Source organism: Bradyrhizobium sp. 1(2017), from assembly GCF_011602485.2.
GTDB lineage: Bacteria > Pseudomonadota > Alphaproteobacteria > Rhizobiales > Xanthobacteraceae > Bradyrhizobium.
Map to the genome: position 1 here is coordinate 5,616,278 of NZ_CP050022.2, position 14,979 is coordinate 5,631,256.

At 60.5% G+C, this 14,979-nt stretch carries 13 protein-coding genes; 3 read left to right on the forward strand and 10 right to left on the reverse strand.

The window, feature by feature from the left end:
* Positions 1-111 precede the first annotated feature (111 nt).
* From HAP40_RS26700 to pseG, 10 genes are all read right to left on the reverse strand, one after another.
* Entirely contained in the window at positions 112-1,317 is a 1,206-nt protein-coding gene (locus HAP40_RS26700; protein ID WP_166814939.1) for an HAD-IIIA family hydrolase, read from the reverse strand.
* Complete coding sequence (locus tag HAP40_RS26705) at positions 1,311-2,180, reverse strand: hypothetical protein (protein WP_166814938.1); 870 nt, start codon at positions 2,178-2,180, stop codon at positions 1,311-1,313. Before HAP40_RS26705 ends, HAP40_RS26700 begins: the two co-directional genes overlap by 7 nt.
* A 7-nt stretch (positions 2,181-2,187) precedes the next feature.
* The gene (locus HAP40_RS26710; RefSeq protein ID WP_166814937.1) at positions 2,188-3,606 is read right to left on the reverse strand and encodes a DUF6418 domain-containing protein; all 1,419 of its coding nucleotides are present in this window, start codon (positions 3,604-3,606) and stop codon (positions 2,188-2,190) included.
* Between the two features lie 51 nt (positions 3,607-3,657).
* Positions 3,658-4,536, reverse strand: a complete 879-nt coding sequence (locus HAP40_RS26715) for a class I SAM-dependent methyltransferase (protein ID WP_166814936.1) — start codon at positions 4,534-4,536, stop codon at positions 3,658-3,660.
* A 45-nt stretch (positions 4,537-4,581) separates the two neighbouring features.
* Positions 4,582-5,466, reverse strand: a complete 885-nt coding sequence (locus HAP40_RS26720; protein WP_166814935.1) for a hypothetical protein — start codon at positions 5,464-5,466, stop codon at positions 4,582-4,584.
* Positions 5,467-5,612: 146 nt separating this feature from the next.
* Positions 5,613-7,121 carry a lipopolysaccharide biosynthesis protein gene (locus tag HAP40_RS26725; protein WP_166814934.1) on the reverse strand — a complete coding sequence of 503 codons (1,509 nt, stop codon included), beginning with the start codon at positions 7,119-7,121 and terminating at the stop codon, positions 5,613-5,615.
* A 3-nt stretch (positions 7,122-7,124) separates the two neighbouring features.
* Positions 7,125-8,522 carry a surface carbohydrate biosynthesis protein gene (locus tag HAP40_RS26730; RefSeq protein ID WP_166814933.1) on the reverse strand — a complete coding sequence of 466 codons (1,398 nt, stop codon included), beginning with the start codon at positions 8,520-8,522 and terminating at the stop codon, positions 7,125-7,127.
* The gene (gene pseI / locus HAP40_RS26735) at positions 8,512-9,624 is read right to left on the reverse strand and encodes a pseudaminic acid synthase (RefSeq protein WP_166819352.1); all 1,113 of its coding nucleotides are present in this window, start codon (positions 9,622-9,624) and stop codon (positions 8,512-8,514) included. The genes HAP40_RS26730 and pseI overlap by 11 nt, the downstream gene beginning before the upstream one ends.
* Positions 9,617-10,198 carry a formyltransferase family protein gene (locus HAP40_RS26740; RefSeq protein WP_246741312.1) on the reverse strand — a complete coding sequence of 194 codons (582 nt, stop codon included), beginning with the start codon at positions 10,196-10,198 and terminating at the stop codon, positions 9,617-9,619. Before HAP40_RS26740 ends, pseI begins: the two co-directional genes overlap by 8 nt.
* A gap of 225 nt (positions 10,199-10,423) precedes the next feature.
* On the reverse strand, positions 10,424-11,467 hold the full coding sequence (gene pseG / locus HAP40_RS26745; protein WP_166814932.1) for a UDP-2,4-diacetamido-2,4,6-trideoxy-beta-L-altropyranose hydrolase: 1,044 nt from the start codon (positions 11,465-11,467) through the stop codon (positions 10,424-10,426).
* A gap of 206 nt (positions 11,468-11,673) precedes the next feature.
* On the opposite strand from pseG, the gene HAP40_RS26750 reads away from it, so the two are divergent.
* The 3 genes from HAP40_RS26750 to HAP40_RS26760 all read left to right on the forward strand — a co-directional run bounded on the left by HAP40_RS26750 (position 11,674) and on the right by HAP40_RS26760 (position 14,955).
* Complete coding sequence (locus HAP40_RS26750; protein ID WP_166814931.1) at positions 11,674-13,074, forward strand: capsule biosynthesis protein; 1,401 nt, start codon at positions 11,674-11,676, stop codon at positions 13,072-13,074.
* Between the two features lie 11 nt (positions 13,075-13,085).
* The gene (locus HAP40_RS26755; protein WP_166814930.1) at positions 13,086-13,835 is read left to right on the forward strand and encodes a glycosyltransferase family 2 protein; all 750 of its coding nucleotides are present in this window, start codon (positions 13,086-13,088) and stop codon (positions 13,833-13,835) included.
* A 157-nt stretch (positions 13,836-13,992) separates the two neighbouring features.
* Entirely contained in the window at positions 13,993-14,955 is a 963-nt protein-coding gene (locus HAP40_RS26760; RefSeq protein WP_166814929.1) for a UDP-glucuronic acid decarboxylase family protein, read from the forward strand.
* Positions 14,956-14,979: the final 24 nt, after the last annotated feature.

Sequence of the window (14,979 nt, forward strand, 5' to 3'; positions counted from 1 at the left end):
ACAATCGCATATGCGCCAGCCGTGACCGGTTGTTTCCTCATCTGACGTAGCATTACACTCATCAACCGTGCAACCTCTGCGCCAATTCATCTGTTTCGCCTGACTACACCGTTAGGACGCGGCCGGGGCGCGGAGAAGCGGACGAAGGAATGCTGCCAAATTGCCGTTTCCGAACAAGTGCCCCGGTATTCCGGCGGCATGGGCAGCTTCGATGTCCCGGGCGTTGTCGCCGACGAGAAGGCTTCCTTCCTTTCTCACCGGCCAGGCCTTTAGACAATCCAGGATCATGCCGGGCGCAGGCTTACGCCGCTCACTGGCGCCCTTATAGGCCTCGACCGTGCCGTCCTCGTGGTAGGGACAGAACTGGTAATCATCGATATGCGCGCCGATTTCGGCAAACTCACCGGTCATCCAGTCGTGCAGTCGGCCAACGTCGTCAATGCCGTAATAGCCCCGCGCCACGCCCGACTGGTTGGTAACGATGAAAGTATAGTAGCCAAGGTCATTGCAAAGCTTGATCGCCTCGCGCGCACCCTCCACCCATTCGAAATCCTCGATCCGATAGACGTACGCCTTATCGATGTTCAGCACGCCGTCCCGGTCGAAGAATACGGCAGGCCGCCGTAGCCTATCGGGGAGCTCGTGCTGGACCCGCTCAAAATCCGAGGGAATGCCGATGTCGATGAAGAACCCGTCGTAAACATCGGCAGTGAGACGCCCCTCGGCGACCAGCATTGGAAACACTCGCTGTTCAAGCGAACATGGCATCCCATCAATGTACTGGAGCACTGCCCGGTCGACACAATAAACGCCCGTGTTGATGGGCCCGAGAGGCTGGGCGCCGGCTGCCAGAAAATTTCTGACGCGATTGTTCTCGAGCAGCACACGGCCATAGCGATCACCGGCATGATCCCGCTTTAGCGCCATATGAACAATTGCGGATGAGCTTTGCGCGCGCAGAGCGAGATCCAGCAAGTTGAAATTGAACCAGGAGTCGCCGTTCAGAAGAAAGAAGCGATCTTGCAGCGCTCCGGCAGCATACTTCAACGCGCCGCCAGTGCCGCAGGGCGTCGGCTCGCAAACTACGGTCACCCGTGCGCCCCGCCAACGCTTGCCATGGTAAGATTCAACGACAACATCGGCACGATGACCGGCGAGCAGCACGATCTCCTCGATCGGGTATCGCGTCAACTCGTCGAGCAGGTAGTCGAGGAACGGCCGGCCGCCAACTTCGAGCAGCGGCTTGGGAACAAGCCGCGTTCGCTCGCCGAGTCGTGTCCCGAGACCTCCGACCAGAATTACGGCCTGCCTCAACATAATTCGCGCTGCGCCCCTCCGCGCGGGGCCGGGCCCGGCATGCGGATCATGGCGTACAGGAGCAGAGCCAACAATGCAATTGCTCCGGCAAAGATCGCATGTCGGATCGGCCGCGGCGAGATCTGTACGATAATTACGTCGTCACTCAACGACGCAGGATAGGTGTTCGCAGGCCCCAGCCTGCTCGCCAGCCTGCGCCGCAGTGCATTTGCGGCAGCCAAACTTTCTTCGTTTTTCGTCGTGAGATCCAGCAGCCACAAGCGCCGCCACGCTAGCGCCAACGGGTCGCCGGCCGCTGATGGCGAGATCGAATCGCTCGTCGCCAGGGATTCTCGAATACGCGTCAGGCTCGCGATGTTTGCATCTACCAAAGCAAGTCGGGCCTCGATATCTGAGACCAGAGGAGCGCGGAGCTTCTCCTGTTCGTTGTTCAGCTGGCTTACCGCCGCCTCCAATGCATCGCCAGCTTGCTTCTCGCCTGCCGCCGTCACGACAAGCGTCAAAGTACCGGCTGTGTTAGGACGTGCATTGAAGCTATCCAAGATGAGTTTCCGGTCCCGGTCGTCAGGCCCCGCGGCCAGGCCCGCAGCATGGAGCGCGCGAACCTGGAAGGTTCGGAGATTCATCTGGGTGGCCGTCGCCTGTGGCGTCGTCAGATCGTCATCATCAACACGAGCCAGGCGAACGCTGGCCGTCGCGGTATAGCGCACCGGCATCACCTGACTCACTAGGAATACGGTGAGCATCACGGCCAGCGTACCCAACGCAATCGTGCTCAGCCGCTTCTGGACCGAGCGCCCGAGAAATGCGGACAGTCCGCCGACATACTCGGCGATAGATATCGGCCGCTGTACCTCACTCATACCACGGTCACCTCTGGTCGCGCTCGACGGGTTCACCGCGGACCGACGCCGCACCCGTGATCAAGCTCCAGCGCCATCTATCCTCCAGAACGTACGCGAAAACGGCCGCGGCGAGCTTTATCATAAATGTGAGCTGAATAAAGGAATTGACCATCCCGGATACCAGGAAGATCGAAAAAGGATAGAAGATCGGGGTCAGGAAGAAGCACGTAATGTAACGCTCCTCCACAATGCAGCGCGTCAGTAAGAACAAGAATTCAGAAAATAGCATGGCCGAGATGGCCACGAGACAGAAACCCTCGACTGGCCCTCCGAGCTCGAAAGCGACTTCGGGCCAGCCGCCGGTGTAAGCCGCCCCCTGCTGAAGAATGAAATGGGCACGTTCAAGCGGCAATCCAGTTTCCATCAAGAACGGCAGGGTCGTGTTGCGGCTCGGATCAAACGGGGCGACGAACAACTTGAAGATTGCACGAGCGCTATCCCAGTCATTGCGCAGGAAGACGCGCTCATAAGTCATCCACCACAGCTCGCCTTGCTGGACCAGGATACGCTGGACGAGCTTGGTTTCGAGGACGCCCAGGTCGCGGCCTCGAACAACAACGTACGAATAGATCAGCGCAAGTGCAATCAAAAGGACAAAGCCGAGCGCCGGCAGCCAGATGTTGCGCAACAATTTCGGCAGGGAGATTGGGCTGATGGACTGCCTGGCGAGCAGCACAACTCCCGATGGGATCACGAAGAACGAGACATAGAGATAAAACGACGAAAAGCGATGCCCGACTAAAAACAAGTATAACAACAGAGCCACAAACAGCGCTCCAAACCGCTTGTCCAGGGGCTGGCCGTGCAACACAGGCAAAGCCAGGAAAATACCTAGCTGGAACGCCAGCATCGGTCCCCATTCCAACAGCCGCTGGTGCAGGGGACCGCCATGTAACCGCGTATAGTCGAACCGCTCGAGGCCCGCGAACAGGGGAACGTGCCCGCGGACGAGCAGCTCCAACCAGAGCGCAAGAACAAACAAACCGACAACGCGAAAGGCCAGGTCGGGCAAGTTCCAATTGCCTGCCTTCAGCAAGGCAGAGACCCGGATGACGGATTTGTCCGAAAAAGAAAGCAGACGTTGCGGGCGAAAAGAGAAGAGCAATGCCGCTATGACGAGGCCTTGGGACGCCGCGAGCGGCAGCACAGCGAGACCCGGACCGATGTCCCTCTCCAGTTGCTCGGAGTAGACTGGGCCGAACACGCCAATGTAGAGAACGGAGAAAAGCCGCCAGGCAAATGCAAAGAAGAAGAAAAACAGAACAAGGAGAAGTCCGGGCCGGCTCGTTACAACACGTCCCATGGCAGCGAGCACGAAGGCCGCGGCGGTGATGCACAACATCGCCGGAAACAAATCCTCCAAGCTCCACCAAGAGACCAGCATCTCTTCCCCATCGCCCCTGACGGCTGCCCCATAGCTGGGGTAGGTTCCGGATCAGTCCGACGCGCCCAAAGGCTCCCAAGCATAGAGCATTCCGTCATTGTGCAACGTGGGCGCGAAATTCATCCGCTCCCTCGCCTTCACGCGGATGCGGCCCTTGTGATCCAGTTCGTCGAGCAGCGTCCACAGCCGGGTTTGATAGTCCATGGACCGAATGTAGATCCGACTGGCGATATCCCGCGGGTCGGAAAGGTCCAACATATCGACCGCGGGCTCGATGTTGATGACGCGCGCGGGTCGCATCTTCAGGATATGATCCACCACGGCGTCGACCGCGTGAGGAATCTGCTCGATGCAGAAATAGGTCAGGATCGTCGCGCCTGTGAGCTCTCTGAAGGAGGGGTCGGCGGGATCGGTCAGGTCAATACGCCCGACGCTGATCCGATCATCAAACCCAAAATGGCCGGCGATCTGCCGGCCGGCCTCGATCCCGTTCGGAGCGATGTCAAGACCGCGCAGCCTAGTCCATCGCGGATCGATGCAAAGTGAGAAAAGATTGTAGCCGAAACCCGCACCAAGCTCGATGAGCGAGGTCGCTTCGCCGGCGTGCCGCACGATCAATTCCGAGAGCGCGCCCAGCCGATACCGATAATAGTCCTTCGTGGAAATCCGGACGATCCGGCCATCGACCTTGGCGAGGCGCGGCGCCTCGTTATGACCAACCAGAAAGTCTTCGAGCGAATGCTCGCGAAGCCAGGCGCGCTCTGAAAGTATCCGGCCCCATTCCCCGGCATTGTATTCGGCATCAACAACGTCGCGCGTTCGCCTGATATTCTTGAATGTGATCCGACGAAGACTGCGCGCGATATCGACGGCATAGGCCCTCGACAGCTCCAACCGCGAGGCAGGCTTCAAATCGCGCCCAAACGTCACTGAACGTTCTTTCGAAGATCGATCATGAGATTCAGTGCCTACCCATCACAGGCCCAGGAGAAGCCTCTCGAATGCCGTCGTGTTCGGCGTCGCGAAGAATGGCCTATTCTTGGCACCAGGAAACATCCGCGGAAAGGAGAAGAATGTCGCGGTGTAAAGCAGCCGCCCATGCCCCGGTCCCATCCGGCTTCCCATGTGCAGGCATCTGGTCGTATCCACCATGAAGGACGCAAGCCGCGGCGCTTTCATCACCTTGATATCGCTGCGTGGAACCTTCTTGAACACCTGCTCATCAGGGAAATGGCTCCCGAGCAAAGGGTAGCCGAACCTGTCCGTCGATTGCTTCGGCAGGAAAGTGAACGGACCATCGGCGTCATCTTCGACGTCAGTCAGATAGCTGAAGAACTTGATCACCCGGACATCGTCATGATCACGATGCCAAAGTTGCGACGAGGCCAGACTCTCGCCGGTGTAGCGGGAGTAAGACAATAGCACGTAGTCTAGCCAGGGAATCTCGCCTAGGGCGGTCGCGACGACGTTGATGACCGAACTCTGCATCGCATAGCGAACGAAGATGTTGTCCGCGCCCAGCTGGCCATTCTGCATCTCCGCATCGAGCAGACGCACCCAGAACTTTTTCCAGGTCGAACTCTGCTTGTCTTCGAGCCCCTCGATGTCCTTCAGCCTCAACATTCCCGCACCCGCGAAGGTCTGCTGGATCGCGGGGTCCATCAGCTCGGTGACGACCGCATAGCCGTCCCGGTTCAAGTCCTTGGCCTTGGCCTTCTCCAATGCAGACGGAGTCAGGAGCTCAGCCTGACGCCGCCGCTCCTGTTTCTCGCTCAGGTGCCAGGTGCTAACGCCCGTCTTAACCGCCCAACGGAGCGGCGACCGGTTCACGTGCCAAAGCGTCCTGGACATCAATCCCATTTTGCCGCCCCTCGCCCTGCCGGATACAAAAATTCGCGCCGTTCCCAATGGGATTCAGTCAGCAGTTTGGCCTTAGCAAATCCATCAAATACGAGCAACCGCAGAGTGTTGGCCCGGAACTTCACGACGCCATGGGGTCGGACCCATCAGCGCTGCATCATCGCGCGGGCGAACTTGCCCACCATGGCCCGGTCGCTGCGCGACAGTATCAGGGTGATGCTCAGGCCCCACGCTGCAATACACGCGATTAACCCCACAACGAACAATCCCGGCAGGGTCGTCGGTGTGGCGTACATCTTGTAGCCGGCGGCCATCGTCGCGAGGATCGCCGCCACAAGCACTTGCCTGCCGAGCTGCTGCCAGAAGAGCGAATTGGGCAGGCTCATGAAAGACAGCATGCGCCAGGCAATGAGAGGCCCAAACAAGACGTAAGACACCGCCCAGCCGAGGATGAAGGCACGTTCGCGCAACCAGGCCACCGTGAGCGCGGTAATGATGTATTGCGTCAGCACCTGTAGATAGAGGAAGCGCGTGTTGATCCGGAGAAAATCCGATCGGACCATCAGCGCGGTCTGCCCCGCCCCCAACATGACGCTTACAGCAGGGACAAACAGCGCCGCGGCAAGCCATGGCCATTGATCAGCATGCTGCGGGCCGACCCATATCTTCAGTATCTCCTCGGAGAACAGCCCAATGACGACGAGGATCGGGACGATGATCGCGGCCGGCAGAACCAAACCGTTCCGTCCGAGCAATTGCAGCCGCCGAATGTCGGTTTTCTCATCGAGATGGGCGGAGATGGGAAGGATCGCCGAGTAAAGCGGACTCATCGCCGTTTTGAGAAACCGAGGCAGCCGCGTGAGCAGGTCGAAGGCTCCGACCTCGGCGGGACCGTACAATGCGCCGATCATCAACGGGATGATGGATAGCTGCAGAGTGCCCGCGATCCTGTTGTTGAACATGAGCCAGCAGAGATAGGCAACGTCGCGCCGGCTTGCAGGAGTCCAGGAGCTGAAACGCAGCGGGGTATCACGCGCCGCGATGTAGATCACCAGGGCCAGCACAAGGTACTTTGCAACCATGGCGCCAAGGTATGCATAGGCGATCCATTCATAGGCGACATTTTGCCAAAAGGCGAGATAGATCGAACCTACATAGAGAGCGCTGCTCCCCACTTCCGTCAGCCGAAGCCAGCTATATTCCTCGAAGCCCTTGAGCGCGCCCTCAATCAACAAACCGACGAAGGCGATTGGCAGAACAAGCGCGGTGATCCGGAGGATCGACACGAATGCCTTCGCATGTTCGGGTGCCACCTTGAAAACGAGCGCAAGGCTGGATGCGGCAAACCAGAGCGCAATGCCCGAGGCGACGCCGGCAACAACCGCGATCAGTGACAGGAGCGAGATCTTTTCAGAGGCCGGCGCCCAATCCCCGAGCCGCCCGCGAGCAATCGCCTGGGTCGCGATCTCAGACGCACCGAAATCTATCAGAACGAGAAAGCCGCTTGGGAGAAAGCCGCGCACCAGGACGATCAAGCCGAGAATGGCAAGGCCGTAGGACTTCGCGATCAACCCGACGGCAAACAGTCCCAGCACGCCGGCAAGGCCGTAGGCAACGGCCGAGATCGCGGTGTTATGCAGGAAGCGGCGCAGCACGGCTCAGGTCGCTTCTGCAAGCTGGAGGCTCGCGCCGCTGGTTCTTCGCGTTGCTCGCTCGTCCACAGCGGGTTGCGCAACAAATCTCCGGTGGTCAACTGACGCCTTATCGAGACGCTGCAATATTGCGTTCACCGTCTCGACATCAAACGTCTTGCCGGCGCGGCGGCGTTCACTTTCGGCGGAACCGTAAGTACGACGCAGCAGTGAACTTGCCCCATGGCCGAGCGTTCGGCGAACCGCATTGGCCGCCAGCCCGCGCAAGGTCGGCCGTGGTACAGTTTGAGTCGCAGCTCCGCCCCGCCTCGGGGCGGCAATCGCCGCAAGGACCACCTCCGAAACGCGGACAGAACTCGAGCCGTCCACGGCGGTGTAGAGGTCGCTGATAATCTCTCGTCGGAAGGCCGCGGTTTCGGCAGGCAACGGGGGCAGATGGTCTTCGAGACCTTGTCTGACCAGTTCGAACATGTCGGCTTCCCCGGCTGCGCTCCGACTGACCCGCGTCGCGGCGTCAAGACGCAGAGCCGGCGTGTTGAACCACTCCATGCTCAATGGCTCCACATTCAGCATGGTTGCTTCAATTGCTGTGGAGCAATTCTGATGAACGAGCAAACGCGCGCCGCTGATCCACTCAAGGGAAGTTCCGCTCTGAATCACTTTTGCGTTCGGCAACGCAGCGAACGCGTCATATGAATTGCTGTTCTCGAATGGGTGCGGCCTCAGAACGAACTCGACAGATGGAAAGTACCCGGCGAGTTTGATGGCCATGTCCAATACGCTGCGGTAGGCCTGCGCGGCATCGGCGATGAATCGGCGGGCGAATTCGCGCGAGAACCCGGCGTTGACCATGGCCTCCTCTTCCTGCGACGAGCCGGTAGAGAAGCGCGGATTCACGGTCGGAAAATTCGTGTTGATGAGCACGTAACCCCGCCTCACCGAGGGTGTCGGCAATGCTCCGCGCCATGGCGGCGCGCAGAAATCATAGCGTGGACAACCCGTGGCGTGCAGGAGCTCCTCTGCGACCGTGCTCTGCCGCAGAAACGCCGCGTATTGCGACTGTCCCCAGACGCAGTAGAGGTCGACTAGCTCGGGGCATCCCGCGCTCTTCACCATGTTCGCGAACTGGTCGGCATTCTTGCCGCCAATTCCCTCCGTGTCGAGCACGCCAACGAGGATTCCGGCTCGCTTGTAGGACTTGATCAGGTCGGCGTTGTTGGGCCGGGTGTAGTTCACTAGCACAAGATCAGGTCGCAAGGCGGGGACATCGAACCCCTGCTGGTACATGGGAACGAGTGTGGCGCGCGCACCGCGGGTCGCCAATTGTCGCGCGAGCAGCACCAGCCCTTCTAGGTCGCGAAGCGGATTGTCGACGACCAGACAGACATGCGGCTTATCGGCCACGAGCCCCCCTCGCCATCTGTTGCGATGCCGACTCAGCACCATCCTCGGACGAGAGCAGATCCCAGCTCATCGGCGTGCCACGAGTGATCGACCGTCCGACACGCTTGCCTAGCAAGACCTCGAAATATTTCGGCGCCAGGCCGAGACCGGGGCGGATGATCCGCAAATTCTTCTCCGTCAGCACGTCGCCGGGAGCGAGGTCTTCCGCCACATAGAGCGAGCGGCGGAACACCATTGACTTGCTCTCCCTTTCGGTCAGGCCATAGAACACCTGACCAAGAGCAAGCCAGGCGCGCTTGGTCTCGACCACGAGAGCGGCCATCTCATCGGGCTCCATCGAAAACGTGGAATCGACGCCGCCGTCGGCGCGCGCAAGCGTGAAATGTTTCTCGATCACGGTCGCGCCGAGCGCGACGCTCGCGACCGACGCCCCGATCCCGTGAGTATGGTCTGATAGCCCGACCTCGCAACCGAACAGCGACCGCATGTGGGGGATCGTCAGCAGATTCGTGTCGGCGGGCGTCGCCGGGTACGTGCTCGTGCATTTCAACAGGACGAGTTGCTCGCAGCCCGCCGCCCTCGCCGCCCGCACCGTCTCGTCGATATCGGCCACCGTCGCCATACCCGTCGAGATGATCATCGGCTTGCCGGTCGCCGCGACTTTGCGAATGAGCGGCAAATCCGTGTTCTCAAACGAAGCGATCTTGTAACAGGCGACACCGAGGCTCTCGAGAAAGTCGACGGCGGTGGCGTCGAAAGGCGTCGAAAACGGAATCATGCCGAGTGAAAGCGCGCGCTGGAAGATCGGAGCATGCCACTCCCACGGTGTGTAGGCCTGCTGATAAAGCTCGTGCAGCGAATGGCCTTTCCAAAGGCTCGCGGGATCGTCGATGAAGAACTCGTCGCGCGCGAGTTGGAGCGTCATCGTATCGGCCGTATAGGTCTGCAGCTTGAGGGCATGAGCGCCAGCCTTGGCCGCTGCATCGACGATGGCCAACGCCCGATCAAGCGACTGATTGTGATTGCCCGACATCTCCGCAATGATGAACGGCTCGGAGGACCTGCCGATCGAACGCCCGGAGATCATTATCGTGTCAGTCATCGTTTGCTCCAGCCTTTTCGATGCGCACCGTGTAGCGGTGACCGCGAAAATCGAAGAACGCGGGAAAGCGCTCGGGATCAGCCACGCGAAGGAGATCGAATTGCTCGCCGAGCGATCTGTCGGGATCAAGTCTCGAATCATCCGGCGAACGGCGAGGATAGTAGGTCGGCGGCCGGTCATCCTGAGGCGCAGGCACCCTCAGCCCGATGCTCGCCAGCGCCTCACCCATGAGATCGAGCTCGATCGCAAACAGCTTCGCGTTGATTTCATCGTACAATTCGTGGCCTTCGAGGATCATGTGGCGCTGCGCCCAGATGGCCCCGGTATCGACCTGGTCCTCGGCCTCCAAAAGTGAAACGACGATATCGCTCTTACCCTCGAGGATCTGCCAGATGTGGGGAGACCAGCCGCGTCCGTGCGGAAGGTCGCTCGCATGAATGACGAGACTCGTGCCGTATGACGCACGATCCTTTGCCGAGATGATCTCGTGACATGAGATCAAGAATAGGATGTCGCCGCCCGAAAGCTCGGCCTTCGTCTGCACAAGTTCGATTGTGTGGGCAGCGCCGTTCACCTGCCCCCAATGCCGAAGATGTGGGTAGATTGGATGCGCCGGGCTGGAACAGAGTATTGAGATCTTCATCTTCAACCGACGGACAAGACCGCGGAATTTCCCAAGTTGAGTCCAGCGTTTAGCACAAAAGTCCGGCCGCGCAGCAACTAGCTGCACCCACGCAGGAACCTAGACCTCCTCCAGCCCTTTCGGAGTCGGATGGATTTTTCCTATAAAATCAAAGACCTAGCGCATCGCGACTAAGACCCGGCTTCGTCCCTCCCCGTCGACAAGCGCAAAGGCGGCTTCCCCGAGCGCTCTCACCCGATCCGGATCGTGCAGAAGCGCGCGAACAGCGCTGGCAAGAGCCTCGACGGTCAGGGATGCAGCTGTTCCGAGATAGATCGCCGCTGCCCTGTCAGCCAGCGCGGTCAACGCGCCCACCTGATTGGCAGCAATATCGGCCACAACAGCCGGCAAGCCCAGACAGCAGCGCTCCCAACTCATGACGCCGCCGGCGCCGATCGAAAGATCGGCCTGGCGCATCAGCTCAGCAATGTTGTTTGCACCCCTGTGCACCACCGCCCTCGGCAATCCGCGGCAAAGGCGCGCAACCGATTCGACATGCGGGTTGCTCATACCGATCACAACGTCCACCGCGATCCACGGCACAGCGAGGCTTGTGAGCGCCTGCACGGCCTTGGCCGTCTCGTTGGTCGGATCGGATCCTCCGTAACAAACCACAATGCGGTGGATGTTGCCGGATCGGCCTGACAAAAGGCGACGCTGTGCGGCGAAATCCGGACGAAGCAGCGCATATCGCGGCCCGAGGAGCTGCTTACAATCCTCAGACAACCTGCCGCGGTAACGCGTATCCATCTGCCGAACGAGGTTCTGATCGAGAAGGACGTCGCAGTCATGCGCCCGATCGGCGAGATCGTCGATTGAGAGAATTCGCAGGCCCTCGCGGCGGCATGCGCTCTCCCAACGAGCATCAAGGGCATAGTGATCGACGATCAGCCAATCGAAAGGACCGCGCTCATCCATGGCCTTGGACGTCTGCTCCGCGTCTTCTTGCCATGTCGTCGGGAGCCAGTCAGCATGTGGTCCACCATCCCCGTCTGCCCCGGAACTCCACACGTCAGGATCGGGTAGAAGCTGCAGGTCATGTCCGTCGCGCTCCACAAGCCCGGCCAATCCGGCCGCGTGACCGCGCATCAAGAAGCACGACCTCGTCTCGCTCTCGCCGAGCGCGCCGGCCAGCGTGAGACAGCGTGTCAGATGGCCCATTCCCATCTCGACCGATCCGTCGACGCGAAAGACTACCCGGCCATTCTTCATCAAATCGAGCCACCATGTCGTGCGCGGCAGGAGCTTTCACCCCGATAGGCCTTCAGCTACCACAATTTCGGCGTCGGAACTTGCCCTAATCCAACTTGAGCTCTCGTAACGGGTTCTATATTGCGAAAGCAGCAACCGAGCCACCCGCCCCGAGAATGAGCTTCCGCAAGACGATCCTGATCACGACACTCGCCGAATACCAGACCCGATTCTGGATTCCGGTGGCCCAACGGCTGCGCGCAGCAGGCGATGAGGTCGAACTGCTCGCCTTTGACGATCGTAGCGCCGAGATGTCGGAAGCCGCGGGCGTGCAGGTCACTAACATGTATCGCGAGGGCCAGCGGACCGGCGCCGCAGCCGACGACGTCCGGGCCTTCGAGGCACGCATTGCAGGTTATGGTCTGGACGGCTCCAATTTCCTGTTCAGCCATGAGCGTTTCACATTCGGTATCAACGACACCGCCTTGCTGCGCCGCCGCTTCATGATCTACGCCAATGCCATGGAAGCCCTGCTCGACCGACTTGAAGCAGAAGGCAAACTTGCGGTGCTGGTTCAGGAGTTGGGCGGCTTCCTGTCGGTGATCTCGAGCTTCTACGTCGCAAAGCGGCGCGGCATCCGCAACTGGTTCATCGAGCCGTCGTTTTTCCGCGGACGAATGTATTTCACGCCGGACAGCCTTGCCGCACCGCAGGTGATGGCCAAGCCCGCCGAATTGGTCTCGCCGGAGGTGCGGGCCTATCTCGTCGAGACGCTCAAACAACAGGCCATCGTCATTCCGAAGAAAGACCAGCATCACTATTCGGCGGCCTTCAAGAAGGTCCTCAACCTGCGCAACGCGCGCCGGCTCGCCGAGAAGCTGTGGGACCAGTTCGCGCTCGGCAAACATCAGGAGTTCGGACACAATCTGCGCCACGCCCGCGTTCACGCCGCGATGGCCGTCAATGCGGCGCGGCTGAAGAGGCTCTACCGTCCGATTCCCGAGACGCGCTTCGTCTACTATCCGTTTCACGTGCCGGCCGATATGGCGCTGACGCTGCGATCGCCGGACTATCTGGACCAGGTCGCGACGGTCGATTTCCTGCTGCGGACGATTCCGGATTCGCATGTGCTGGTGGCGAAGGAACATCCCGCCCAGATCGGCGCGATCTCGGCCGACCGATTGTTCGAGCTTGCGCGCCGCTTCGACAACTTCATCCTGCTGCCGCCGCAGACCAACAATTACACCGTGCTGACCCGCTCCGACGCGGTCGTGTCCGTCAACAGCAAGTCCGGTGCTGAAGCGCTGCTGCTCGGCAAGCCGGTCGTGGTGATGGGCGACGCCTTTTACAGCTCCTGCCCTCTGATCACCACCGCCGACCGCCTGCGCGACGTGCCGGCGCGCTTGCGCGAGGCGCTCAAGGCCGGCGCTTTCGACCCGGCTGCAACGGCACCCTATTTCGAGGCGGCCTGGCAACGGTCTTTTCCGGGCGAACTCTATGTCAGCGATCCCAAGCTGCTGGACATATTCGCAGCCTCGCTGCGCGCCGCGGTCGTCGAGACCGCGGCTGCGGATTGACGGATCACCTAATGCCTCTCGTCTCCATCATCATGCCGTCCTGGAATGTCGAGCGCTTCATCGAGGAGACCATCCATTCGGTGCAGGCCCAGACTTTTGGCGACTGGGAGCTCCTCATTGCCGATGACTGCTCGACGGATCGCACGCCGGCGATCATCGCAGAGATCGGCGCGCGCGATCCTAAGGTCAAGCTGATCCGGATGCCGAAGAATGGCGGACCCGCGCTGGCGCGTCAGGCATCGATCGACCAGGCGCAGGGCCGTTATCTCGCTTTTCTCGACAGCGACGATCTCTGGCTTCCGACCAAGCTCGAGCGCCAGCTCGCCTTTGCCCGCGACAAGCGGGCCGCACTGAGCTACACCGCGTTCCGCCGCATCGACGAGGCCAACATGATGTCCGGCCGGCTGATCGAGGTGCCGGCGTCACTCAGCTACAATCAGCTCCTGAAGAACACGTCGATCGCGACCCTGACGGCGTTGGTCGACCGTGAGATTTCGGGGCCCGTCGCCATGACGAACGAGGGCTACGACGATTTCTGCCTGTGGCTTTCCATCCTCAAGCGGGGCCACGTCGCCCACGGCCTCAACGAGGATCTGGCGCGCTATCGCGTCAGAGGGTCCTCGGTTTCCAGCCGCCCAATGCGGTCTGCCAAATGGGTCTGGAATATCTACCGAAACGTCGAGAAGCTGCCGCTCGTCAAATCAGCCTGGTGCTTCGGCCATTGGGGCGCGCGCGCTTGGCTGAAACGGCGACATTTCTAGCAGCCACGACCCCCCAAGGGCTGCCCGCAACTTTGCGAAAACAATCCACGCACGGTGGCGGTATTTTAATACCCCAACCAAGTCAATTGTTGTTGGCGAGGCCGGCCGTTGCCGGTACCACTCAGCACGCACCGCCAGGCACAATCTGGAACCGATCATGCCGTTTGACAGCTATAAGACCAGCCGCATCCTTGTGACCGGAGGCGCCGGTTTCATCGGTTCGCATCTCTGCGAGCGGCTGCTCGCGACCGGCGCCGAAGTCGTGTCAGCGGACAATTATTTCACCGGCAGCCGGCGCAACATCGCTCATCTGATCGCCAATCCGCTATTCGAGGCGGTCAGGCACGATGTCACCTTCCCGCTCTACATCGAGGTCGACGCGATCTTCAACCTGGCCTGTCCGGCCTCCCCGATCCACTACCAGCGCGATCCCGTGCAGACCACCAAGACCTCGGTGCACGGCGCCATCAACATGCTGGGCCTCGCCAAGCGGCTGAAGGCGCGCATCTTCCAGGCCTCCACCAGCGAGGTCTATGGCGATCCGCTGATCCATCCCCAGACCGAGGACTATTGGGGCAACGTCAATCCGATCGGCATCCGCTCCTGCTACGACGAGGGCAAGCGCTGCGCCGAGACGCTGTTCTTCGACTACTGGCGCCAGCACGGCCTGCCGATCAAGGTCGCCCGCATCTTCAACACCTACGGTCCGCGCATGCAGCCCAATGACGGCCGCGTGGTGTCGTCCTTCATCGTTCAGGCGCTCAAGGACGAGCCGATCACGGTGTTCGGCGACGGCGGACAGACGCGCTCGTTCTGCTATGTCGACGATCTCGTCGAGGCCATCATGCGGCTAATGGTGACCGCCGAAGACGTCACCGGTCCGATCAACCTCGGCAACAATTCCGAATTCACGATCCGCGAGCTCGCCGAGAAGGTCATCGAGCTCACGGGCTCGCGCTCCAAGCTCGTATTCAAGCCGCTGCCGCAGGACGACCCGCGGCAACGCCAGCCCGACCTCGCCAAGGCGAAGGCGGTGCTGAACTGGGAGCCGAAGGTCGCGCTCGAGGACGGCCTGAAGGAGACGATCGCCTATTTCAAACGCTCGCTTGAGATCGCCTGATCCGGCTCGCAATCACCTCCGCAG